The sequence below is a fragment of the Fusobacterium sp. FSA-380-WT-3A genome (genome assembly GCF_012843705.1).
Classification (GTDB): domain Bacteria; phylum Fusobacteriota; class Fusobacteriia; order Fusobacteriales; family Fusobacteriaceae; genus Fusobacterium_B.
On sequence record NZ_JABAFQ010000012.1, the window covers coordinates 34544 to 58992 of the forward strand.

Consider the following 24449-nt stretch of genomic DNA (forward strand, 5'->3'; position numbering starts at 1 on the left):
TTATAATTCCCCCTTTCTTGTCAATGCATATAATATCATTCCATTTGATACTATTATTCTTATTGTTTCTGACATATCTGTTTTTATTATTGCATTTACAACACTTGGAGTCATTGTTAATATTCCTTGAAATAAAAATGTTCCTATTATTACATTAACTATAGTAGCTCTATTGACTGAAGCTCCCCCTATTAATATTGCTGCTATAGCTGGGAAAGCCATATAGAATGGTGCTAAATATAATTGTACAAATCCAAAACTTTGTTCATATATTATAATTCCCACTGCTGCTAAAACACTAGAAAAGATAACTGATTTTATTCTTTCTTTATCTATATTTATCCCTGTAGCCTTTGAAAACTTCTCATTTGTTCCAACAGCTTTCATAGCTAATCCTGATTTTGTTTGGAAAAATATCCAAATAAATAGAGCTATTATAGCAAAAATGATTATTTCTCCTATAGGTAATTTAAGTCCTTCAAGATGTAAGGCTTTTTCTAAAGCTCCATGCCAATAATTTTCAACACTAACTGTTGTACGTAGTCCTTCTCCTCCATAAGCCCATATCATATCTGGACTTTTAAATGGTAGAATTAGCCACATAATACACATTAAAGCAACTGATGAAAACCCAATATATGTAGCTATCATCATTTCTCCACCTTTAACTTTATTTAAAATTATTCCATAAAGCCATCCAAATATAACTCCAAAAAAAGCTCCCACAATTATGGCTACTAAAAACCCTTTCATTCCTACAAGGCCTAATTCAATACTTATTACAGCTCCTAAAAGCCCCGCTTCAACTCCTAAAGGCATTCCAAAGTTTAATCCTGTTCCAGCTTGTATCATAGGTACTAATGATAATACTAGAACTACATTCATCCCAAATCTTACAAGAGTATCACTTAAAGCAGCCCCAATATTTAAACCTATAAATGGACAAACTGCATACATACTTATAAGAAATAATCCTATAATTATTCTTGGCCATCCAAAAGTATTTATATATTTTTTTAAATTCATTAATTACTTCCTCCTATTCCTGTCATATATTTACCAAATTCTATTATATTTGCTTTTGGAGATAATATTCCAGCTACTTTTCCTTCATTTATTACAGCTATTCTATCACAAATAGATCTTAATTCTTCTACTTCTGAAGAAGTAATTATTATTGTTGTCTTCTTTTCTTTATTATATTTTTTTAATATATCTAAAACTAATTTTTTAGCTCCCACATCTATCCCTCTTGTTGGCTCTGATACAAACATTAATTTAGGGTCCATTGTAAAAGCCTTTGCTAAGCATACTTTTTGTTGATTTCCACCACTTAACTCTTGTACTCTTTGCTTAGAGCTCATACATTTAATTTCTAGTTGTTCCACATATTTTTTTGCATTTTTTTCTATTTCCTCTTTATCTATACATCTTAAACAACCAAATTTTTTCTTTAAAAATAATTCTTTTATTTGAATTGCTGGATAGGCTATATTCATTTCAATAGATTTATCTAAAAGTAATCCGACACCTTTTCTATCTTCAGATACAAAGAAAATTCCCTTAGATAAAGCATCTGTGGGGTCATTTAATTTTATATCTTGGTTTTCAAAAGTAACTTTTCCTGTTGAATAATATAGTCCCATCACTCCATTAGCAACACCTATTTTTCCTTGTCCAGCCATTCCAGCTAATCCCAAAATTTCTCCTTCACGAACTTTTAAATTTAGTTTTTTGACTAATTCTCCAGGCATATCTACTGATAAATTTTCTATATTTAATATAACTTCTGAATCATCTACTTTTAAATGTTCTTCTTGAATTTTCTCACTTTGTTTATCTTCTATATTTCTTCCTATCATCCAGTTAGTTATTTCGTCAACATTTGTGTCTTTTGTTGCTACAGAGTTAATCATAACCCCATCTCTTAATACAACTACTTTATCACAAGCTTCTATTATTTCGTTTAATCTATGTGTTATAAAAATGATTGAAATTCCTTTTTTAGCAAGCAACTTTATTGTTTTAACTAATACTTCAGCCTCTCCCTCAGTTAATACTGCTGTTGGTTCATCTAAAACTAATAATTTAATTTTTTCTCTTTCTATTTCTCTAGCAATTTCTGTAAATTGCATATGAGCTACTGGCATTTCTTGGATATATTCATCACTATTAATTGTAATACCTAAATTCTCAATAGCTATTTCAGCTCTTTTTTTGATTTCATTTTTATCTAATACTTTTATTCTCTCTCCAAATAGTAATTCTAGAAAGCTTTGTCTAGTACTTTCTCTATTAAGAACAATATTTTCTCCAGCTGAAAATCCTGGTATCAATGAAAATTCTTGATGAACCATTCCAATTCCAGCTTCCAAAGCATCAAATGGACTATTAAAATTAATTTCTTTTCCTTCTAATTTTATTTTTCCATTATATCCACCTGTTTCTTTTATTACTGGCATTCCAAATATAATTTTCATCAATGTTGATTTACCAGCACCATTTTCTCCTACTAATCCTACTATTTCTCCTTCTTTTATTTCTAAATTGATATCTTTTAAAACAGTATTTTCTCCAAAAGATTTAGATAGATTAGATATTTCTAGTAATGTTTTACTCATTAATCCCACCTTTCATTTTTAAAATACTTAAATAAAATTTATAAATATTTTATTTAAATTTTTTAAAAATTTAAATATGACAAATATAGACTAAGTCTATATTTGTCATATTTTTTTGTTTTTATTATTTTTTATTATTTTACATCAAAATATTTTTCAGGAACTTCTAATTGAGTCATTCCCATGTATCCTTTACCAAATACATAAGTATCTTGATATATTAAAACATAATTTTCTCTTTCAATTCCATCACTATCAACTAAATAACTTCCATTCCATCCTGCTCCTGGAGTATTAGCTTTTAATGTTTCCATTATTGCATCAAAATCTAATATATCTGTTTTTCCATCTATCACATTAACAGCATGGTCTGCCATTGCTAAAGCACAAGCAAAGTTATATGAATATGCCCATGTTCCCATTCTTCCTGAAGCACCTTTTTCAATAACAACATCTTCTACTTTTTTCAATATTTTTGGCCAGTTTCCTCTTTCATCATTAGTAAATTTAATTCCTAAAGCTCCTGGATATCCCATTGTTGGAGATGGTAAGTCAGCTTCTACAAAATATCCTCCTTCTTCTGCTACTCTTTTTAATAATGGTTCTGTATGAGCATCATTAGTACAGAAGAATGCAGTATCCTTTCCATATTGTTTTAACCAGTTTGGAACTTGCTCTAATATATATTGTTGAGCACCAGCTACACCAACATCACTTACTGGGTCTGGAGCTGAAACTTCATAGAATCCCATTCCTAAATCTTTAGCTGCTTCTTTCATTACATTTCTTCTTCTTGACAACATTTCATAACTTAAATGTCTAGGGAATGATATATGAACAAAATTTTTAGCTCCCATTTCTTTTGCTGTTTTAACTATTAAATATCCTCTAGCTATTGAATCTGGATATAATGCCAAATCTGTAACATCAGCTATCATTTCTGGATCTTCATGAGCTGTATTTGCCAGTAAAATAATATCAGGTCTTTTATCTTTTACTCTTCTATAAGCTTCTACAGTTCCTGGAATAGCTTCTGTCATAATTATAGCTTTCATTTTAGGATCGTCTGCTAAAGCTGTTATTTGAGATATTGTAGTTTCCATTTCTTGCATAAAGTTATCTGGATAAGTTATATGAACTACTTTTCCTCCATTAGCTACACTACCATATTTAGCTGCTACAGCTTCAGCCCCTCTTAAAGAGTCTTCAGATTGAGATACAGTTCCACTTACTACCCCAATATGATAATCTGCTGCAAAAACGTTTAGTGAACAACATCCTAGTAAAAAAGAACAAACTAATAATTTTTTCATATTTCTCCCTCCTAATTTACTTATTTCTTAATACTGTTTAAAATTTTAGTATTACAATTACTATTGAGTGATATTATACTCCATGTTGATTTAAATGTCAACACAATCTTCATATTTCTCAATATAATAAAAGAAAGGAATTTATACCCCTTTCTTTTATATTTAAACTATAGTAACTTTTCAGCAATTTTTACTTTCATAAGTGCATCTTGTAAAGTTTTTTGAACAAGCATAATCTGTTTATCTTCATTAGTTTTTTTCAATTTTTCTTGAGCTAATTGAACTTCTTTTTTAGCTATTTCAATATCTATTTCTTCTGGTAATAGTGCTTCATCTACTATTATTGTAACATTATTGTTACTAATTTCTATGAAACCATTAGATATATAATATTTTATTTCTTTTCCTTTAGTTACTCTTATAGATATTTCTTCAGGTTGTAATGCTGCCACAAAAGGAGCATGATTAGATAAAATCCCCATATCTCCTTCTGTTGTTCTTACTTTTACAAATTCAATTTCTTCTGAGAATTTTTTTCCAATGGGAGTTATTATTTCTAATCTAAAGTTTGCCATTTTATTCAGCTCCCTTCAATAACTCTCTTCCTTTAGCTACTGCTTCCTCAATTGTTCCAACATATAAGAAAGCTTGTTCTGGTAAATCATCATATTTTCCTTCTAGAATTTCTTTAAATCCTCTTACAGTTTCTTTTATAGGAACATATTTTCCTTGCATTCCTGTAAATTGTTCTGCTACTGTAAATGGTTGTGAAAAAAATCTTTCTATTTTTCTTGCTCTAGAAACAGCTAATTTATCTTCATCTGATAACTCATCCATTCCTAAAATAGCTATGATATCTTGTAATTCTTTATATCTTTGTAATACAGCTTGAACCTCTCTAGCTACATCATAGTGTTCTTTACCAACAATCTCTGGGTCTAGAGCTTTTGATGTTGAATCTAATGGGTCAACAGCTGGATATATTCCAAGTGATGCTATTCTTCTCGAAAGAACTGTTGTTGCATCTAAATGAGAGAATGTTGTAGCTGGAGCTGGGTCTGTTAAGTCGTCAGCTGGTACATATACTGCTTGAACTGAGGTTATTGATCCTGTTTTTGTTGAAGTTATTCTTTCCTGTAAAGCTCCCATTTCTGTTGCAAGGTTTGGTTGATATCCAACAGCTGAAGGTGTTCTTCCTAATAGAGCTGATACTTCAGAACCAGCTTGAGTAAATCTAAATATATTGTCTATAAATAGAAGTACATCTTGTCCCTCTTTATCTCTGAAATTCTCTGCTATTGTAAGTCCTGTTAATCCTACTCTAAGTCTTGCTCCAGGCGGCTCATTCATTTGTCCATAAACAAGTGATGTTTTAGATAAAACTCCTGATTCAGTCATTTCATTATAAAGGTCTCTTCCTTCTCTTGTTCTTTCTCCTACTCCAGCGAATACAGAAAGTCCCCCATGACCTTTAGCTATGTTGTTTATTAACTCCATTATTAAAACTGTTTTTCCTACTCCAGCTCCTCCAAATAATCCTATTTTTCCACCTTTTATATATGGAGCTAATAAGTCTATTACTTTTATTCCTGTTTCAAATATCTCTACTTCTGTTCCTTGAGATTCAAAATCAGGAGCTGGTCTATGTATAGGAAGTTTTTCTTCTGTAACAATAGGTCCATTATTATCAACTGGTTGTCCTAATACATTTAATATTCTACCAAGTACAGCTTTCCCAACTGGTACTGTTATTGGAGCTCCAGTATCGATTACTTCCATTCCTCTTTGTAATCCATTAGTATCATCCATAGCTATGGTTCTTACCATATTATTTCCTATATGTTGAGCTACTTCAAGAACTAATTCTTTATCTCCATTTTGTACCTTTAAAGCATTATATATTTTAGGTAAGTTGTCTTTAAATAGAATATCTACTACTGGTCCTATTACCTGTGTTAGAATTCCTCTATTTTCCAATTTTTTAACCTCCCTGTTAATCAAATTGTATTAATTATTTTAAGGCAGGTGCTCCTCCTACTATCTCTGTAATTTCTTGAGTTATAGCAGCCTGTCTTTCTCTATTATATTGTAAATTTAATTCTTTCATCATTTCTTCTGCATTATCGTTGGCACTCTTCATAGCGTTTTTTCTAGCTGAGTGTTCACTAGCTGTGTTTTCTAACATTGCCTGATATAATTCTATATTTATATATTTAGGTAATAAATCAGATAAAACAGCTTCTGCATCTGGTTCAAAAATATATGACATATTTTTATTTGTTTCTACTCTTTCAATAGGAATAATTTTCTTAACTAAAAGGTCACTTCTTAAAGCTGAAATAAATTTATTGTAAATTAAATATACCTCATCAAATATTTCAGAATAATAATATTCCACAATATTTTCACTTATTTCTTTAGCTTTATCATATATAACTTCAGGAATAACTTGAGTATATTCTGCTTTTATATCATAACTTCTTTTAGAACAATATTCTTTTCCTTTTTTTCCAACAACTATGACAGATATTTTTTTATCTTTATTTTTTTCTTCTACCTCTTTTAATTTCTTTAATGTCATACTATTAAAGCTTCCACAAAGCCCTCTATCAGAAGTTAAAACTATAATTCCTATTTTCTTTACAGTTTCTCTTCCATCAAAAAGAGGATGTTTCTCAGATTTTATTCCTGCAGCTATATTTGACATAATTTTATGAATACTCTCTGAGTAATCACGAGATTTTAAAACTTTTTCAGAGAATTTTTTAAATTTAGTAGTTGAAACAACTTCCATAGCTTTTGTTATTTGGTGAGTAGACTGAACACTTTTTATTCTACTTTTAATTTCTTTAGAACCAGCCATATATTCACCTCTTTTTATTTAATATATTGTTTTTTATATTCTTTTATTGCAGTAGAAATCTTATCCTCTAATTCTTTATCTAGAGCTTGTTTCTCTTTTATTTCATCTAATAAATTTGTAGTATTTCTTAGTTCTTTAATTAAGTTAACTTCAAAATCTAAAACTTTATCTACATCTATATCATCAAAGAATCCTTTAGTTACTGCAAAGAAAGAAATTACTTGTTCTTCTACTGGATAAGGTTTATTTTGAGGTTGTTTTAACATAGCCATTATTCTATGTCCCCTCTCTAATTGAGCCTTTGTAGATTTATCTAAGTCAGAACCAAATTGAGCAAATGTTAATAACTCTGTATATTGAGCTAATTCTAATTTTACTTTTGCTGCTACTTGTTTCATTGCCTTTATTTGAGCTGCTCCTCCAACCCTTGAAACTGATATTCCAGCATCTATAGCTGGTCTAAATCCTGAGTTAAATAATTGTGAATCTAGGAATATTTGACCATCAGTTATTGAAATAACATTTGTTGGAATATAGGCAGCTACGTCTCCAGCTTGAGTCTCGATTATTGGTAAAGCTGTTATAGAACCCCCACCTAATTCATCTGAGAGTTTTGCTGCTCTTTCAAGTAATCTTGAATGTAAATAGAATACGTCTCCTGGATAAGCTTCTCTTCCAGGTGGTCTTTTTAATAATAGAGACATTTCTCTATAAGCTACAGCATGTTTTGTTAAATCATCATAAACGATTAATACATGTTCACCTTTATCCATAAAGTACTCTGCCATAGCAACCCCAGCATATGGAGCCATATATTGTAAAGGAGCTGCTTCTGAAGCTGTAGCAGCTACTATTGTTGTATATTCCATAGCTCCTAAATCTTCTAATTTTTTATATATTTGAGCTACTGTAGACCTTTTTTGTCCAATAGCTACATATATACATTTTACTCCAGTTCCTTTTTGGTTTATAATAGCATCCACAGCTACCGCTGTTTTTCCTGTTTGTCTATCCCCTATTATAAGTTCTCTTTGTCCTCTTCCAATAGGAACCATTCCATCTATAGATTTGATTCCTGTTTGTAAAGGTTCAAATACTGGTTTTCTTGATATAATTCCTGAAGCTTTTCTCTCAAGTTCCATATATTTTTTAGGAGTAATTTCTCCTTTACCATCTATAGGTTCTCCTAAAGCATTAACAACTCTTCCTAAAAAATCTTCTCCAGCTGGAATTGAAACTATTCTTCCTGTAGATTTTACTTCATCTCCCTCTTTTATTTGAGAGAAATCTCCAAATATGATAACTCCAACATTGTTTTCTTCTAGGTTAAGTACCATTCCCATTATTTTATTTGGAAACTCTAATAACTCTCCTGCTTTTGCATCACTAAGTCCATATACTCTAGCAATACCATCTCCTACTTCTAATACAGAACCTGAAGTTTTAATATCAAGGCTTTTTTTATAATTTTCTATTTCAGTTTTTATAATATTACTAACCTCTTCTGGTCTGATTCTCACCTAATACACCTCCGATTATGTGTATGCTAATTTTCTTTTATCAAAGTCTTTAATTGAGTTTTTATACTTCCATCTATTATCTTATCACCTATTTTTAAGATTCCTCCACCAATTATTGACTTCTCAATATTAACTTTTAGATTAATTTTTTTATTAGTTCTCTTTTCTAAATTTTTGATTAATCTTTCTTTTTGTTTTTCTGTAATATCTTGAGCAAATGTAGCTTCTACATCTAAAATTTGATTTTTGAAATAGTAGATTTTTAAATATTCAGCCACAATTTCTCTAATATCCATTACTCTTCCTTTTTCTAAAAGGTAAAATATAATATTTTTTACTTCCTCTTTTTCTGAAGAATATATTTTATTCAAGAAATCTTTTTTTTCTTCCAAAGCTATTAATGGATGGTCTATTAGATTTTTAAACTCCTTATCTTTTAGATACATCTCCATTAAAAGATTAAGTGCTTCATAAATTTCTTTTAAATTATTATTAGATTCTCCTACTAAATAGATTGCTTCAGCATATCTTCTTCCAACTTTATTATTTGCCATTAAGCATCTCCCATTTCATCTATAAAGTTATCTATTAAAGCACTACCTTTTTTAGAATCTAATTTTTCATTTACAAGTTTTTCAGCAAGTTGAACAGCTATTTTTTGCATTTCCTCTTTAATGTCTTTTCTTGCTTTTTCTTTCATTTTTTCTACTTCTATTTCAGCACTTTTTAAAATCTTATCTCTTTGGAATGTAGCACTTTTTATTATTTCTTCTCTTCTTTCATCTGCCTTTTTCTCAGCAGTTGTTATTATTTTATGAGCTTCATCTTTAGCTTCTCTCAATATAACTTTAGCCTTTTCTACTTCAGCTTCAGCTATCTCTTTGTTCTTTTTAGCTTCCTCTAAATCTCCTGATATTTTTTCTCTTCTTTCTTTAATTATTCTTCCTAAAGGTTTTTTAAAATATTTATTAAAAATAACTATTAAAACAAAGAAGTTTATTATTTGCCAAAACATATTGACATCAATTGAAATAGCAGGCATTGTTTGTACTGCCAAAATACTCCCTCCTTTCCAGTTCTATAACAATTTTTTATTTTGCTAATGCTGATATAAGTGGGTTTGCATATAATAATATCATTGCTACAACTAGAGAATAAATTCCTGTTGACTCTGCTATGGCACATCCTAAAATCATTGTAGAAATTATATCTCCTTTAGCTTCTGGTTGTCTTGCTACAGCTTCTACGGCTTTACCAGCTGCAAATCCTTCCCCTATTCCTGGTCCTAATCCAGCTATCATAGCACAACCTGCTCCTACTGCTGATGCTGCTAAAACTATTGTTTTTGCTAATAACATATCCATATTTCTACCTCCTAAATTTTTATTTTTATTATTGTCCTAATTGGGGTTCAGAATCCCCTAAAGCTCCTTTTATATGTACTAGAGCTAACATTGTGAATACAAAGCTTTGTACTGCTCCACTAAATAAGTCAAAATATAAATGTAGTGGGGCTGGAATAACAGCTGGTACAACTTTGTATAGAAGTCCAAGTATTACCATTCCAGCAAACATATTTCCAAACAATCTGAAAGACATATTTACTGGTTTTGCTAGTTCCCCAATTATATTAAGTGGCAACATTATTGGTACTGGCTCTGTAAATCCTTTTAAATATCCTAATATTCCTCCCTGTGAAATATTTGTTCCAACAAAGACTATGGTAGTTAATAAAGCTAGTCCAAGTGTTGTATTCAAATCAGCTGTTGGAGCTCTAAAAGCTGGAGCTAAAACAACCCCCTCTTCTGTAAAAGAGGCCCACGGAATAGGAAAAAACATAAGAATATTTCCTGTAAATATAAATAAACATAAACAAGAAATAAAACTAAAGTATCTCTTTTTCCACTTACCTAACATCTGAGTTATAATTCCATCTAAGAAATTATAAAGAGATTCAAGCATTATCTGTAATTTACTTGTTGGAATTAATTCCATTTTTCTTGTACCTAATCTAAATAATAAAAATAGTACAAACATACAAAACCAAGTGGCAACTACAGTCATACTCACAGGTAATCCAACTTTTCCATTACCCATTTCCATTGCTAATGGAAATTTGTCTAAAAATTCTGGAAGTGGAATATAAAAGACTACTTTAGGTCCTTCCACTAGAGGTGGAGTCATAAAAGTAACACTCATAAAAATCTCCTCTCTTTCCCTATTTTAGATACTTATCTTTCCACTTTAAAAGATTTTTATATAAAACCATTAGTAATATATTGAATCTGATATTCAATAGTCCTATGGCAGTACCTAACATCATTCCCAAACCAAAAAAATAAATTGAAGTTCCTAAAGATATACAATATATAAAGTATCTTTTTAAATAGTTTAGGACACCACTTTTAAAACTTGCTCCTCTCAATAAAGAAGTTTTTACATCTAAATAAATAGTATAAAAGCAAAAAATAGATATTAGAGAACCTAAAAACATCCCTCCATATACTTCTTTACTCTTTACTATTAAACCATAAATTAAAATTATTATAGAAGTTATTAATGAATTTTTTATGATTTTTTTTATATCTTCCATAATACCTCTCTACTTTTTCATTATTTGTTTATATACACTATAAAACCCACTTACTATCCCTAAAAGTAAAAATATTATAAATAGTAAATGGCTTTCAAAAAAAATTTTTTGTATAAGAAAGTATATACTTAAAGAAACTAAAATATTTCCAATTATAACGAATCCTAATGTCCCTAATAAGGCAAAATATCTAAAAAAATCTTTGTTGAACTTTAACATTTCTCCTCTTTAAAAACTATTTTAATTATTTTTTAAAATATAAAAATATCTTTTTCCAGCTAGACTTTCATCTATAATAATTTTTTCAATAGATAGTCCACTTAAATCACAAGCAACTTCTATCTCCTCTTTTGTAAATATTTTTTTCTCATAAACCTCTGAAAATCTATCATAAGTTTTATTTTTATTTTTTATAAAATATGTAGCCTCGATTATATCTAAACCTGTTTCTTCTTCCACTTCATGTTCCCATATCATAGAAAAATCTTTTCTTACATCTGCAAAAACTCCATTAGAAAACATCTTATTCATAAACTCTCTGTCCACAACATCAAATATATAAATCCCACCATCATCTAAAGAAGTTTTTACACTATTGAAAGTATCTAATAAATCTTCATTAGAAGTCAAATGGTTTAAAGTATCAAAAAAAGAAAAAATTATACCATACTTTTCTCCTGTATTAAATTCTCTCATATCTCCTAAGAAAAGTGGTATATTCTTTCCCTTCAATTTAATATTTGCTTTTTTTAACATTTCTGAAGATAAATCCAATCCACTACAATTATATCCATCCATTCTCAAAAGAATTTCTCCAGTACCACAACCTAAATCCAATATTTTTTTACCTTGTAATTTACAATCAGAAATTATATTTTTTAAAAATTGTGCCCAATCATCATAACTACAATTTTCCATAAATTTGTCATATACTTTAGAAAAATTTTTATACATATTCCCCACTATTCCCAGATTTTTTATTTTACTTTTTTTTACTACAGACATTATCTCATAAAAGAATCTATATATCAAGCTAAAATAAATTTTTTACCATTTTTTATTAATTTTTTCTTTATGAAATATCAAAATTTAACCACACATGTTTTTTTATTTTAGTACTTTTTTATTTTATCTCTCCTTCTTTATTGGGAATATCCATTTTAAAATTTGTAAAATTTCTAGAATTGGCGTAATCTTTTCCCCATTGAACCAATGAAGATAATATTGGAATTAAAGATTTCCCATACTCTGTAAGAGAATATTCTACTTTAGGTGGAACAACAGGATATACTTTTCTTTTAATCAGTAGGTCCGTTTCTAGTTCTCTTAATTGTCTTGTCAACATTCTTTCATTTATACTTGGAATAAATCTTTTTAAATCACTATATCTTGCTACTCCATTGGAATTTATATAATATAAAATTATAGGTTTCCACTTTCCTCCCATTATATCAAGAGTCAATTCAAAATAACAATTATATTGTTTGTTAGAATCCATATTATCCTCCTCCTAATTACTTTTTTATATTTTATTACTTACAGACAAAAAAGTAAATATGGACAAAAAAGACTGTACTTTACTAAAAATAATATTTAATCTATAATGAATTTAGAAAATAATTATTTTAAGGAGGTAATTATGAAAAAAGTTTTAATTGTAGGTGGAGTAGCTGGAGGAGCTTCAACTGCCACTAGACTTAGAAGATTAAATGAAGATTTAGAAATTATTTTATTTGAAAAAGGACAACATGTATCTTTTGCTAATTGTGGATTACCTTATCATATTAGTGGAGTAATTGAAAATAGAGAAAGTTTATTGGTTCAAACACCTGAAAAATTAAAAAAGAGATTTAATATAGATGTAAGAATTAATAGTGAAGTGATTTCTGTTGATTCTAATGAAAAAAAAGTAGTTGTTAAAAATAATAATGAAGAGTATATAGAAACTTTTGATTATTTGGTTTTGGCTCCTGGAGCAAAACCATTAGTTCCTCCTATTGATGGAATCACTGGAAATAATATCTATACTCTTAGAAATGTAACTGACCTTGATAGAATTATGGATAAATTAAAAGGAAAAAATATTAAAAATGCTATTGTGATTGGTGGAGGATTTATTGGAATAGAAGTAGCTGAAAACTTACAAGAAACAGGAATTGATACAACAATTATTGAAGCTGCTCCTAGTATCCTTGCTCCTTTTGACAGTGAAATTTCAAATTTTTTAGAAGTTGAGCTTATAAGTAATGGTGTTCAATTATTAACAAATAATAAAGTAGTGAAATTTGAAGAAAAAGATGAAAAAGTAATAGTTTCTTTTGAAAATGAAAATAAAATTGAAGGAGATTTAGTTATATTAGCCATTGGCGTAACTCCTGATACAAATTTCTTAAAAAATTCAGGAATAAATTTAGGAGAAAGAGGTCATATTTTAGTAAATGACTCTCTTGAAACTAATGTAAAAGATATCTATGCTCTTGGAGATGCTGTTTTGGTAAAACATTTTGTAACAGGTCAAGATGTATCTATAGCTTTGGCTGGTCCTGCTAATAGACAAGGAAGAATAGTAGCTGACAATATTATGGAAAGAAATAAAATATATAAGGGAAGTTTTGGAACTTCTATTATAAAGGTATTTTCTTTGACAGGAGCTGCCACAGGATTAAATGAAAGAAGTATAAAGTCTCTTGGGAAAAAATATGAAAAAATGTATCTTCATCCTAATGACCATGCTAATTATTATCCAGGAGCTACACCTATAAGTATAAAACTTTTATATGAAAAAGAAAGTAAAAAAGTTTTAGGGGCCCAAGCTGTTGGAATTAAAGGAGTAGATAAATTTATTGATGTTATAGCTACTGTTTTAAAATTTAAAGGAACTATCTATGATTTATCTGAACTAGATTTAGCTTATGCTCCACCATACTCTTCTGCAAAATCCCCTGTTAATATGAGTGGATTTATTGGTGAAAATATTGAAGATAAATTAGTTGAGCAAATTTTTATTGATGATTTAAAGAATTTTGATAAAGAAAAAAATATTATTCTTGATGTTAGAGAAGAATTAGAAGTAATAGTTGGAGAATTTGAAAATTCCATAAATATTCCTCTTAGTCAATTAAGAGAAAGATATGAAGAATTACCAAAAGATAAAGAAATTTGGGCATATTGTGCTGTAGGACTTAGAGGATATATAGCAAGTAGATTTTTAACTTCTCTTGGTTATAAAGTAAAAAATATAGCTGGTGGATTTAAAAGTAAATTAAAAGAGCCTAAAAAAATAGATAAAAAAATTAATAATACTCCAAATAATGGAAATTCAAATATAAATGATAAGGAGTTTTTAGATTTATCTGGACTTTCTTGTCCTGGTCCTCTTGTAAAAATAAAAGAAAAAATTGATGAAATGAAAGAAAGTGAACTTTTAAAAGTAAAAGTAACAGACCCTGGATTCTATAATGATATTCAAAGTTGGGCTGAAATTACTAAAAATAAAGTTGTATCTTTAGAAAAAGAAAATGGAAAAATCTATGCAACATTACAAAAAGGTTTAGAAACTCAAAAAGAAAATAATGATAAAGAAAATAAAATCATTGAAACTAGTGATTCTATGACTATCGTTGTATTTAGTGGAGATTTAGATAAAGCTATAGCAGCCTTTATTATAGCTAATGGGGCTTTAGCTATGGGTAAAAAAGTAACAATGTTCTTTACTTTTTGGGGATTAAGTATTCTTAAGAAAAAAACTCTTATGAATAAAACACCTATGGAAAAATTGTTCTCTATTATGTTGCCAAAAAGCAGTAAATCTTTACCTATCTCTAAAATGAATTTCTTTGGTCTTGGAGCTAAAATGATAAGAGATATAATGGATAAGAAAAATATAATGTCATTAGAAGAACTTATGAATAAAAGTATAAAAGATGGAGCTCAATTAGTAGCTTGTACAATGTCTATGGAGGTTATGGGAATAAAAGAGGAAGAATTAATAGATGGAATTAGCTTTGGAGGAGTTGGAAAATATTTAGGAGAAGCCAATAAATCTAATAATAATTTATTTATTTAAAAATATAAAAAGGGGGAATTATGGTTAGTTTTTATATATTAGCTTTTCTAGGATTAATTTTCTCTTTTATTAAAAGTAAAGAAAAAACTAAAAAAGCTTTAAAAAAATCTTGGAAATCTTTTGAAAATATTATGCCTCAATTCCTATCAATAATCTTATTGATAGGAATGATGTTGGCTATATTAACTCCTGAGGAAATCTCTAAAATTTTAGGAGATAAATCTGGAATTATGGGAATTATCATAGGAGCTATTATAGGTTCTATTACTCTAATCCCTGGATTTGTTGCCTTTCCTTTGGCCAGTGCTCTTTTACACAATGGAGCTGGTATTACACAGATAGCTGCTTTTGTTTCTACTTTAATGATGGTAGGTATTGTAACAATCCCAGTAGAGATAACTTATTTTGGAAAAAAAGTTACTATTATTCGTAACTTATCTGCCTTTATTTTCTCTCTCATTGTTGCCTTTATAATAGGAGGTGTTTTACAATGAAAGGAATAATTAAAAGATATAGAGTTTTTATCATACTTTTTATTATAAACCTTAGTTTTCTTTTTATAAAACCTGAAATGGGAAAAATATCTTTTGAAATAACATATAAAAATTTAATTGAAATGTTAGGTATAATACCACCAATTTTTATTTTATTAGGACCTTTAGATGTTTGGGTGAAAAAAGAAACTATGATGAAATTTATGGGAAAAGGTTCTGGTATCAAAGGAGTACTTTTATCTTTCTTAATGGGTTCTACTGCTGCTGGTCCTCTTTATGCAGCCTTTCCTATAGCTGGAGTTCTATTAAAAAAAGGAACTAGTATATTTAATGTTTTAATTTTTATTGGAGCTTGGTCTACAATGAAAATACCTCTTTTAATATTTGAATCTACATCACTTGGGTATAACTTTTCTTTACTAAGATTAGCTCTTAATATAATAGGAATTCCTCTAATAGCTTTTATAATAAATATTTCTCTGAATGAAAATGACAAAAGAAATATTTATGAATTAGCTGAAGAAAGAGAGTAAAAAAATAGCTGTTACAAATTTTTTGTAACAGCTATTTTAATTTTTTTATATCATTGCAATAAAAAATTTAAAAATTTCTAACATTTTACAGTCATCTAACATTTTTTCAGGATGCCATTGAACACACATTATTTTTTCTTCTTTATTTTCAAATCCTTCTACTATTCCATCTGATGATTGAGCTGTTAAAATAAATTTAGAAGATAATTTTTTCACAGCTTGATGATGATAAGAATTAACAGCTATTTTTTTAGAGTTAAATATTTCAAATAAATAAGAATTTTCTTCTATAGAAACATAATGACAAGGATAATTTTTATTATCTTTTTGTAAATGTTCGATATTATTTTCTTTACACTCTCTATATCCTAAATCTTGATAAAGAGTCCCTCCCTCTAAAACATTTATAAGTTGCATTCCTCTACATATTCCTAAAATTGGAAGTTTCATCTCTTTTGCTATTGAATATAGTTCTTTTTCATAAAAATCTCTTTCAGGTTTAATATTTCCTAAATTTTTTGTTCTCTCTTCATTATAAAGAAAAGGGTCTATATCCGCTCCTCCTGTTAAAAGTAAAGCATCACATAAACTAAGAGTTTCTTTTAATAATTCTTTATCATTTGAAAGAGGAATAACTAAAGGTATTCCTCCTGATAGTTCAATAGCTTTTGTATAATCTTCATTTATAAATAATCTTCTAAAACTTTCTGAAACTTTATTTTCTACAAAAAAGAAATCTGAAGAGATTCCTATTACTTTTTTTCTCATAGTAAATTTTACTCCTTTATATTTTTTATTAAATTTTTTAAGTTATTATATAATATTTTTCTTCATTAGGAGTTTACTACATTGATATTTTTATATAAATTAGGAGTTGTTATAAATATTATAACAACTCCTATTAATTATTTTTATAATTTTATCCTAAATTTTTCTTAAGCCAGTCTTTTCCTTCAACAACTCTTGTAATAATCATGGCTGCTACTGTATCTCCACTAGCATTTATCATTGTTGCTGGTGGGTCAACTAAATATCCTATTGTAGCTATAATTGGGAAAGCTTCAGGTGGGAATCCATACATAGTAACAATTAACATTTCTCCGATTAATCCTCCACCAGGTACTCCTGACATAACAACTCCACCTACTACTGATAAAGCTAAAGCACTTAAATATGTTCCCATTCCTTCAAATGGTATTTGATATACACCAAATAAGAAAGATATTTTTAAAATAGAACTTATAACTGTTCCATCCATATGAGCTGTAGCTCCTATTGGAAGTACTATTTCTCTTATATCTTTTGGCACACCTATTTTTTGACTAGCCTCTAAATTTACAGGAAGGGTAGCTATACTACTTTGAGTGGCCACAGCTGTAATTGCTGGTGAAACTAAATTTTTCAAAGCCTTTATTCCATCTTTTCCTCCAGCTATATATCCATATAATGGAAAAGCTGTAAACATATAAACTATACATAAAGGATAATATATCAACATAGCTCTAGCATAAGAACCTATTAATTCTTTTCCATACTCTCCTACTAAAGCAGCAAAATAAGCTCCTAATCCTATTGGAGCATAGTACATTAAAAGTCCTATCATTTTTAAAAATACTTCAGCTAAAGCATCTAATCCTCTAGCTATTATTTTTCCTTTTTCTCCAATCATATTTACACAAAGTCCAAATACTATTGAGAAAATTATTAGTGGTAACATATTTGACCTAGAAATTAATTCTGGAAAATCTGTTACTGTTAAAGCTTTTACAATTTGGTCTCCTGTTTGGAATGGTTTTAAAGCTTCTGGAGTTGTAAGAGTCAATTCAACCCCTTGAGCTGGTGGAAATATTTTTACAACTATAAAAATATAAACAAAAGCTACTATTCCTGTTCCAACAAACGTTAGAAGTAATGTTTTTAATATTTTTCCCAATCTCTTCATATCACTCATAGCAGCAATAGAACTACTGATTGTAACAAAAACTAAAGGAACAACAATAGTAAACATACCATTAATAAATAAATCTCCCAATGGTTTTAATTTTTTAGCACCATCACCAAAATGAGCTCCTATATAACTACCTATTAGTATAGCACCTATTAAAATTATTGAAAATTTATAGGCTTCCCATAAACTTTGTTTTCTTTCTTCCATAAACTTCCCTCCTTTTATGTAATTTTTAATAGATTTTATCTACATCAAAAGTTTTTGTTCCATCTTCTAAAATTAACAATGGTATTCCTATCTTCCCACTTTTTCTTATTTCTTCATACATATCTTCTGTTTCTCTATAGGATAAATATTTTTTTAATGATGTTAAATCTTCTGATATATTTAGGAATTCTATCTCTATTTTTTTATCTTTTAATATCTCTAAAGCATCTACTGTATCTTTACATAAATGACTTCCTATAACTGTTACTTTCATATTTCTCCTTTCATAATTTAATTTTAAAATTTTTACATATTATATCATAAAAAAATAAAAACAGTTACAAATTAGTAATTTTTTTATAAAAATAAAGAGGAAGTTGTATTTTTAAAATTTATTTTTCTTGGAATATATCCACTATAACTTTTTCAGTTTCTTCCATTCCTGGAGAAGCTATTTTTCCCATATTTCTCATTGTTTCTTCTGGAGTATTTCCATTTATTCCATGAATATTTGAAATAAATACATTATTCATAGCTAGTTCTACTGAACGAAAAGCTGAATCTGTGGCTACTATTCCTTTCATTGTACAACCTTGATTTCCTCCATCACAAATCATTCCTGTTATACCAGAAGCCATATTGTTAATAATATTTGTTATCTCTTTTTCACCAGCTCCTCTTAAATATCCAATTCCACAAGCTACCCCTGTTCCTCCAGCTATTCCACAACCACAAAAAGCTGATAATCTTCCAGAATACTCTTTTATATAAGTACAAATTAAGTAACTCAACATTGTAGCTCTAGCTAATTTTTCTTCACTTAAATTATTTATCTTATATTCTGCATATAGAGGTAAAGTTGTAATTATTCCATGAGCTCCAGAACCTGTAATACTCATGGCTGGTTTATTTAAACCTAAAACTCTAGCTTCTATAGCTCCATTACATATAAGTTGAGCTGTTTTTAAGATATCATTTGAAAATATTTTATTTCCATTTAATCTATAAAATTCTTTTACAAAAGTTGTTCTTGGATTTGATAATCCCTCTTGAAATAAATCTAAATTCATTTTATGAGCCTCTAAAACAAATTTTATTTCATTGTAATCAACATTATTCACATAATCTAATATATCTTTTAAAGAATATTTATGAATTATAATATCCTTTTTTTTCTCTTGAAATTTTTCTATTTTTTTGCTAAAAATTTCTTTATCATTTAAAATAATTGAAGTGATATTTGTATGAGTATCCTTTATTATCAATTTACAACTTTCATTTTTTGTTTTTAATTTCACTTCAATAAAAATATCTGAGCTTATTTTATTTAATTTTACCTCTATTTTTCCCTCATCAATAAGTTTTTGAGCTTTTTTATTATCCTCTTCTGTTACATCTTCTAAAGACTCTAACTCTTTTTCAGGATTTCCTCCAACTAAACCTAAAGCAGCTGAAAATTTATTTCCAAACTCACTAGAATTTGGAATACCACAGGTAAAAGCATTTTTATATATTCCAGAATTTAATAAAACTTCTACCTTTTCAACCTCCTCCTTTAGATAACTTTTAGCCTTTGATACTCCAAAAGCTATAGCTCCAGGCTCTGTTACTCCAAGGGCTGGTTTCATATCATTTTTTATCAATGTTGTTAACTCTTTCATATATCCTCCCAAAAAGAATCTCTATAAATCTTAGAAATGTTACTTTTTATTTTATAAAAAGTAACATCTCTTTTTTTATTATAAATTTTTAATAGCTTTTTCTATTTTTTCCATAGCTTCCTCTACCATATATCTAGGACAAGCTACATTTAATCTTCCAAATCCCTTTCCATTTTCTCCAAAACTTCCACCATCATTCATAGCAACTCTAGCTTCATTGATTAAAAAATCTTGGATTTTATCTTGAGGAATTCCAACATTATTAAAATCTAGCCACATTAAATATGTTCCCTCTGGTTTATAGACTTTTACATTTGGTAATCTTTTTTCTATAAAGTCCATTACATAATCAAAATTCCCATTTATATGCTCTATTAACTCACTTAACCAATCTTCACATTTTTCATAAGCTGCTTGGAAAGCCACCAAACTAAATGGATTATTTCTCTTAACATCCATTTGACCTAAGATAGTATCAAAAGCTTTTCTTTCTTCTTCTCTTGGGAAAGTGGCGAAAGAAGCTTGAAGTCCAGCTAGATTAAATGTTTTTGTAGGTGAAAATAATGTTATAGTAATATCCTCTATCTCTTTACTAACTGAACCTAATGGAGTATGTTTATGTCCTGGCATAATTAAATCTCTCCAAATTTCATCAGCTACAATTCTCACATTATATTTTACACATAAATCTCCCATTTTTTTCAATTCATCTTTTGTCCAAACTCTACCTACTGGATTATGTGGACTACATAAGATAAATAAAGAGATTTCTCCAGAAGATAATTTTTCTTCTAAATCTTTAAAGTCAACTGTATAATATCCTTTTTCATCTTTTATAAGTTTATTTTCTACTAATGTTCTTCCATTATCTTTTACAGAAGAAGCAAATGGTGGATATACTGGTGTTTGAATTAAAATTTTGTCATTTGGTTTAGTAAGCATTTTTACTAATATAGACATACTTGGTACAACCCCTGGACTATGAATTAAAGAGTTTGGTGATATAGTATAACCAAATCTTTTTTCAATCCATTTAGCTGCTGATTCATAATAAGAAGTTGGTCTATACACATACCCAAATATCTCTTGTTCAACTTTTTCTTTCATAGCTTCAACTATTTCTGGTGCTGCTTTTATATCCATATCAGCTACCCACATAGGAGTTAAATCTTTTCTCCCAAATTTCATCTCCATTTCTTCCCATTTAGCTGAATGATTTTTACTTCTATCAATTTTTTCATTAAAATTATATTTCATTGATAACCCTCCTATTTTTATTTCTTTGTTTATTAGAGTAAGTTTTTAATAATTTAGTTTTTATTCAAAATCATAATTATACATTTTTTTTAATTTTTTTATTTATTAAATCTGTTGACAAATAAAAGAATAATTTATATAATTATATTGTGCATATGCACAATATAAATTTTTAGGAGATTTGTATGCCTAGATGTAAAAAAGTTAGATGTTGTAGAGCTTTAGCCAATGAAATAATATTTAAACCAACAGGAATACCTCTATCTCAAATGGAAATTATCCAAATTGAAATAGATGAGATTGAAGCTGTAAGACTTTGTGACTATGAGGGAAAGAGTCAGATTGAAACTGCTGAAATAATGAAAATTTCCAGAGGGACTATACAAAGACTTTTAAATTCTGGAAGAAAAAAAATATTAGAAGGTTTATTACACCAAAAAGCCATTAAACTAAAAAATACACACCTAGAATATACAGAGGAAAATATAGGAGATGATATGATGAATAATGAAATTTTAAGAGTTGGATTTCCAACAAATGATGAGGTTACTGTAGAGGAACATTTTGGACACTGTGAAAAATTTGCAGTATTTTCTATTAAAGATGGAGAAATAGTTAACAAAGAAATTTTAGTAGCTCCTGAACATGCTCCTGGAGTATTCCCAAGATTTATAGCTGATAATAATATCAATGTTGTTATCACAGGAGGAATGGGACAAAGAGCTATTGATTTAATAAAAGGAAATGGTGGAGAAGTTATATTAGGAGCTCAAGGAAATATAGAAGATATATTAAAAATCTACCTTGAAGGAGAGTTATACTCTAAAGGTTCTGCTTGTGCTCATCATCACCACGACCACGAATAAAATATAATTTAGTATAGACTGTTACAGATTTTTAATTTTGTTAATAAAAAATAAAATTTTTGGAAGTTAAAAATATTTTGTAACAGTTTTAATTTTTATGGAGGGAATTATGAAATTAGCAATAGCTTTAAAAGAAAATGATTTTAATTCATCAGTTGATGAAAGATTTGGAAGAGCATCTTATTTTTTAATAATAGATAATGAAACTAAAGATTATGAAATAATTGAAAATGAAGCTAAAGATGAGGTTACAGGAGCTGGACTTAAGGCTGTAAAAACTCTTATGAAATATGGAGTTGAAATAATTATTGCTGGAGAAATTGGGCCAAAGGCTGCTACTCTTATCAATGAATTTGAAATACCAACTTACAAACTTGGAAGCTATGAAAAAGTTAATGAAGTTTTAGAAGCGTTTAATAAAAATCTTTTAGAAAAATATGACCTTAGTCCAAAACCAATGGGACTTAGAAAAGCTTAAGAGGTGGTATCTTGAAATTAGCTGTTTTGAGTGGAAAAGGTGGAACAGGAAAAACTACTGTAAGTAGTAACCTTGCCTTTATTACAAAATCTCTTTTAATTGATACTGATATTGAAGAACCTAATTCACATATATTTTTAAAACCTAAAAATATAAAAAACTTTCCTGTAAATACTATGTACCCTGAAATAGATATGGAAAGATGTATTCTTTGTGGTAACTGTGGAGATTTTTGTAGATTTAATGCTATTATTCCTAGTAAGAAAAAAGTTTTAGTTTTTGAAGAAAGTTGCCACGACTGTGGAGGGTGTAAAATAATATGTAGAGCTGGTGCAATAAATTATTGCAAAAGAGAAATTGGTGAAATATTTGTAGGAGAAACTTATTTCAATTCACCAATAAAATATGGAAAGTTAAATATTGGAGAGATGTCTGGAGTAAAGATAATAAAAGAACTATACAAAACTACACCTGAAAAAGATTTTATTATTGATTGTCCTCCAGGTACCTCTTGTACAACTGTGGCTTCTGTAGAAGAAAGTGATTTTGCAATAATTGTTACAGAGCCATCTCCTTTTGGTTTAAGTGATATGAAATTAGTTATTGAACTTTTACAAGATATGAAAATTCCATTTGGAATTGTAATAAATAAATCTATTGAGGGTAGTACAGAGTTAAAAAATTATTGCAATAAAAATTCTTTTGAAATATTGGGAGAAATTCCTTTTGATAGAAATATTGCAAAAACTTATTCTAAAGGTGAAATAATTTGTGATGCCCTACCTCAATATAGAGAAATCTTTGAAAATATTTTAAAGAAAATTCCAGAGGTGATAAATAATGAAATTTAATGAAATAGTTGTTATATCTGGAAAAGGTGGTACAGGAAAAACTACTGTTACTTCTTCTCTTATTCCATACTTTGAAGATGTTGTAATTGGAGATTGTGATGTAGATGCTCCAAACCTAAAGATTTTATTTTCACCTAAGGATATTGAAATAAAAGAGTTTTTTGGAATGAAAAAAGCTAAAAGAAATATGGAAGTTTGTAATAATTGTGGACTTTGTTTTAAATATTGTAAATTTAATGCTATTGATAATCTTACTAAGTGTGAGGGTTGTGGGGTTTGTGAATATATTTGTCCTATGGGTGCTATTGAAATGGTGGACAATAAAGCTGGAAGTCTTATTATTTCAGATACCTCTTATGGAAAATTAGTTCATGCTTCACTTATTCCTGGCGAGGAGAATTCTGGAAAATTAGTGGCTGAAGTTAGAAAGACTACTAAAAAAATTGCTGAGGAAGAAAATAAAAAATATATTATTTTAGATGGAGCTCCTGGAGTAGCTTGTAATGTTATAAGTTCTATTACAGGTATTAAAAAAGCTGTTGTTGTTACAGAACCTACTCTTTCAGGTTTACATGATATGGAAAGATTATTGGATTTAATTGCAAAATTTAGAATAAAACCTTATTTCATTATCAATAAATATGATTTATCTAATGAGATTTCTGAAAAATTGGAAAATTTTATACATGAAAAAGGTTATGAAATTTCTGTTAAAATTCCTTTTGAAAAAGAGATTTTTAATTGTATAAATATGAAAAAAATTCCTTCTACTGAAATGAAAGAATTTTTTAATAAAATTGGTTTTGATAAATTGGTTGAGGAATTGAAAAAAGATTAAAAAAGAGAGTTAAAACTCTCTTTTTTTACCTTTTTACTTTATTTGCTATATAAGAAGGTACTACTTGAACCATTGTTTTTATTTCTTCTTTTGTAAATCCTTGTTCTAATAAAGCAACTATGAAATTTATCATCTCTTCTGCTGGATGTTTAAATCCATTTTGTCCTCTATCTGTTGCTAAGTAAGTATTTTCTATACCTGCCATTCTTATATTTTTAGACATCTCTTCTATACTTATAGAATTTTCCGCTACATTTAACCAATTTTTCTCAATAAGAACTCCTAAACTAGCCAAATATTTTTGTGTCTCTCCATTTACCACAGTACGAGGCCATTCTGG

The 24449-nt window shown here is 28.4% G+C and carries 28 protein-coding genes; 7 read left to right on the forward strand and 21 right to left on the reverse strand.

Features of this window, described 5'->3' with window-relative positions:
• The 15 genes from HF862_RS07615 to HF862_RS07685 form a co-directional block, all read right to left on the reverse strand.
• Complete coding sequence (locus HF862_RS07615) at window positions 1-1026, reverse strand: ABC transporter permease (RefSeq protein WP_170187272.1); 1026 nt, start codon at window positions 1024-1026, stop codon at window positions 1-3.
• Window positions 1026-2621, reverse strand: coding sequence for a sugar ABC transporter ATP-binding protein (locus HF862_RS07620; RefSeq protein ID WP_170187273.1), 1596 nt, complete (start codon window positions 2619-2621; stop codon window positions 1026-1028). The genes HF862_RS07615 and HF862_RS07620 overlap by 1 nt, the downstream gene beginning before the upstream one ends.
• A 134-nt stretch (window positions 2622-2755) precedes the next feature.
• Window positions 2756-3934, reverse strand: a complete 1179-nt coding sequence (locus HF862_RS07625; protein ID WP_170187274.1) for a DUF3798 domain-containing protein — start codon at window positions 3932-3934, stop codon at window positions 2756-2758.
• Window positions 3935-4101: 167 nt separating this feature from the next.
• The gene (atpC, locus tag HF862_RS07630; protein WP_170187275.1) at window positions 4102-4509 is read right to left on the reverse strand and encodes an ATP synthase F1 subunit epsilon; all 408 of its coding nucleotides are present in this window, start codon (window positions 4507-4509) and stop codon (window positions 4102-4104) included.
• Between the two features lies 1 nt (window position 4510).
• Window positions 4511-5911: a F0F1 ATP synthase subunit beta gene (atpD, locus tag HF862_RS07635; protein WP_027128596.1), complete on the reverse strand. Its 1401-nt coding sequence runs from the start codon at window positions 5909-5911 to the stop codon at window positions 4511-4513.
• A 34-nt stretch (window positions 5912-5945) separates the two neighbouring features.
• Entirely contained in the window at window positions 5946-6797 is an 852-nt protein-coding gene (gene atpG / locus HF862_RS07640) for an ATP synthase F1 subunit gamma (RefSeq protein ID WP_170187276.1), read from the reverse strand.
• A gap of 14 nt (window positions 6798-6811) precedes the next feature.
• Entirely contained in the window at window positions 6812-8317 is a 1506-nt protein-coding gene (gene atpA, locus HF862_RS07645) for a F0F1 ATP synthase subunit alpha (protein WP_170187277.1), read from the reverse strand.
• A 26-nt stretch (window positions 8318-8343) separates the two neighbouring features.
• A complete protein-coding gene (gene atpH / locus HF862_RS07650; protein ID WP_170187278.1) occupies window positions 8344-8871 on the reverse strand; it encodes an ATP synthase F1 subunit delta in 528 nt (175 codons plus the stop codon).
• Window positions 8871-9374 carry a F0F1 ATP synthase subunit B gene (gene atpF / locus HF862_RS07655; RefSeq protein WP_170187279.1) on the reverse strand — a complete coding sequence of 168 codons (504 nt, stop codon included), beginning with the start codon at window positions 9372-9374 and terminating at the stop codon, window positions 8871-8873. The genes atpH and atpF overlap by 1 nt, the downstream gene beginning before the upstream one ends.
• A gap of 34 nt (window positions 9375-9408) precedes the next feature.
• On the reverse strand, window positions 9409-9681 hold the full coding sequence (atpE, locus tag HF862_RS07660) for an ATP synthase F0 subunit C (RefSeq protein WP_027128591.1): 273 nt from the start codon (window positions 9679-9681) through the stop codon (window positions 9409-9411).
• A gap of 28 nt (window positions 9682-9709) precedes the next feature.
• Entirely contained in the window at window positions 9710-10516 is an 807-nt protein-coding gene (gene atpB / locus HF862_RS07665; RefSeq protein WP_170187280.1) for a F0F1 ATP synthase subunit A, read from the reverse strand.
• Between the two features lie 19 nt (window positions 10517-10535).
• Window positions 10536-10910: an ATPase gene (locus HF862_RS07670; RefSeq protein ID WP_170187281.1), complete on the reverse strand. Its 375-nt coding sequence runs from the start codon at window positions 10908-10910 to the stop codon at window positions 10536-10538.
• Between the two features lie 9 nt (window positions 10911-10919).
• A complete protein-coding gene (locus tag HF862_RS07675) occupies window positions 10920-11129 on the reverse strand; it encodes an AtpZ/AtpI family protein (protein WP_170187282.1) in 210 nt (69 codons plus the stop codon).
• A 21-nt stretch (window positions 11130-11150) separates the two neighbouring features.
• Window positions 11151-11915: a class I SAM-dependent methyltransferase gene (locus HF862_RS07680; protein WP_170187299.1), complete on the reverse strand. Its 765-nt coding sequence runs from the start codon at window positions 11913-11915 to the stop codon at window positions 11151-11153.
• Window positions 11916-12033: 118 nt separating this feature from the next.
• A complete protein-coding gene (locus HF862_RS07685) occupies window positions 12034-12408 on the reverse strand; it encodes a helix-turn-helix domain-containing protein (RefSeq protein WP_170187283.1) in 375 nt (124 codons plus the stop codon).
• A 141-nt stretch (window positions 12409-12549) separates the two neighbouring features.
• Between HF862_RS07685 and HF862_RS07690 the strand changes: the two genes are divergently transcribed.
• The 3 genes from HF862_RS07690 to HF862_RS07700 are packed head-to-tail and all read left to right on the forward strand — an operon-like array spanning window position 12550 to window position 16003.
• On the forward strand, window positions 12550-14976 hold the full coding sequence (locus HF862_RS07690; RefSeq protein WP_206039062.1) for an FAD-dependent oxidoreductase: 2427 nt from the start codon (window positions 12550-12552) through the stop codon (window positions 14974-14976).
• Window positions 14977-14996: 20 nt separating this feature from the next.
• Window positions 14997-15470, forward strand: a complete 474-nt coding sequence (locus tag HF862_RS07695) for a permease (protein ID WP_170187284.1) — start codon at window positions 14997-14999, stop codon at window positions 15468-15470.
• Window positions 15467-16003, forward strand: coding sequence for a permease (locus HF862_RS07700; protein WP_170187285.1), 537 nt, complete (start codon window positions 15467-15469; stop codon window positions 16001-16003). The genes HF862_RS07695 and HF862_RS07700 overlap by 4 nt, the downstream gene beginning before the upstream one ends.
• Window positions 16004-16048: 45 nt before the next feature.
• On the opposite strand, the gene HF862_RS07705 is transcribed toward HF862_RS07700, so the two are convergent.
• The 5 genes from HF862_RS07705 to HF862_RS07725 form a co-directional block, all read right to left on the reverse strand.
• Window positions 16049-16771 carry a gamma-glutamyl-gamma-aminobutyrate hydrolase family protein gene (locus tag HF862_RS07705; protein WP_170187286.1) on the reverse strand — a complete coding sequence of 241 codons (723 nt, stop codon included), beginning with the start codon at window positions 16769-16771 and terminating at the stop codon, window positions 16049-16051.
• Between the two features lie 151 nt (window positions 16772-16922).
• The gene (locus HF862_RS07710; RefSeq protein ID WP_170187287.1) at window positions 16923-18158 is read right to left on the reverse strand and encodes a dicarboxylate/amino acid:cation symporter; all 1236 of its coding nucleotides are present in this window, start codon (window positions 18156-18158) and stop codon (window positions 16923-16925) included.
• A gap of 25 nt (window positions 18159-18183) precedes the next feature.
• Complete coding sequence (locus HF862_RS07715) at window positions 18184-18432, reverse strand: glutaredoxin (protein WP_170187288.1); 249 nt, start codon at window positions 18430-18432, stop codon at window positions 18184-18186.
• A 118-nt stretch (window positions 18433-18550) separates the two neighbouring features.
• Complete coding sequence (locus tag HF862_RS07720) at window positions 18551-19819, reverse strand: serine dehydratase subunit alpha family protein (protein ID WP_170187289.1); 1269 nt, start codon at window positions 19817-19819, stop codon at window positions 18551-18553.
• Window positions 19820-19897: 78 nt separating this feature from the next.
• A complete protein-coding gene (locus HF862_RS07725; RefSeq protein WP_170187290.1) occupies window positions 19898-21076 on the reverse strand; it encodes a MalY/PatB family protein in 1179 nt (392 codons plus the stop codon).
• A gap of 185 nt (window positions 21077-21261) precedes the next feature.
• On the opposite strand from HF862_RS07725, the gene HF862_RS10055 reads away from it, so the two are divergent.
• From HF862_RS10055 to HF862_RS07750, 4 genes are all read left to right on the forward strand, one after another.
• Window positions 21262-21942 carry a NifB/NifX family molybdenum-iron cluster-binding protein gene (locus HF862_RS10055; RefSeq protein ID WP_240934806.1) on the forward strand — a complete coding sequence of 227 codons (681 nt, stop codon included), beginning with the start codon at window positions 21262-21264 and terminating at the stop codon, window positions 21940-21942.
• 109 nt (window positions 21943-22051) lie between these two features.
• On the forward strand, window positions 22052-22420 hold the full coding sequence (locus HF862_RS07740; RefSeq protein WP_170187291.1) for a NifB/NifX family molybdenum-iron cluster-binding protein: 369 nt from the start codon (window positions 22052-22054) through the stop codon (window positions 22418-22420).
• An 11-nt stretch (window positions 22421-22431) separates the two neighbouring features.
• A complete protein-coding gene (locus HF862_RS07745) occupies window positions 22432-23271 on the forward strand; it encodes a P-loop NTPase (protein WP_170187292.1) in 840 nt (279 codons plus the stop codon).
• The gene (locus tag HF862_RS07750; RefSeq protein ID WP_170187293.1) at window positions 23261-24109 is read left to right on the forward strand and encodes an ATP-binding protein; all 849 of its coding nucleotides are present in this window, start codon (window positions 23261-23263) and stop codon (window positions 24107-24109) included. Before HF862_RS07745 ends, HF862_RS07750 begins: the two co-directional genes overlap by 11 nt.
• 25 nt (window positions 24110-24134) lie before the next feature.
• Here HF862_RS07750 and HF862_RS07755 read toward each other — a convergent pair.
• On the reverse strand, window positions 24135-24449 hold a 315-nt coding region (locus HF862_RS07755; RefSeq protein WP_206039063.1), incomplete at its 5' end, for a hypothetical protein.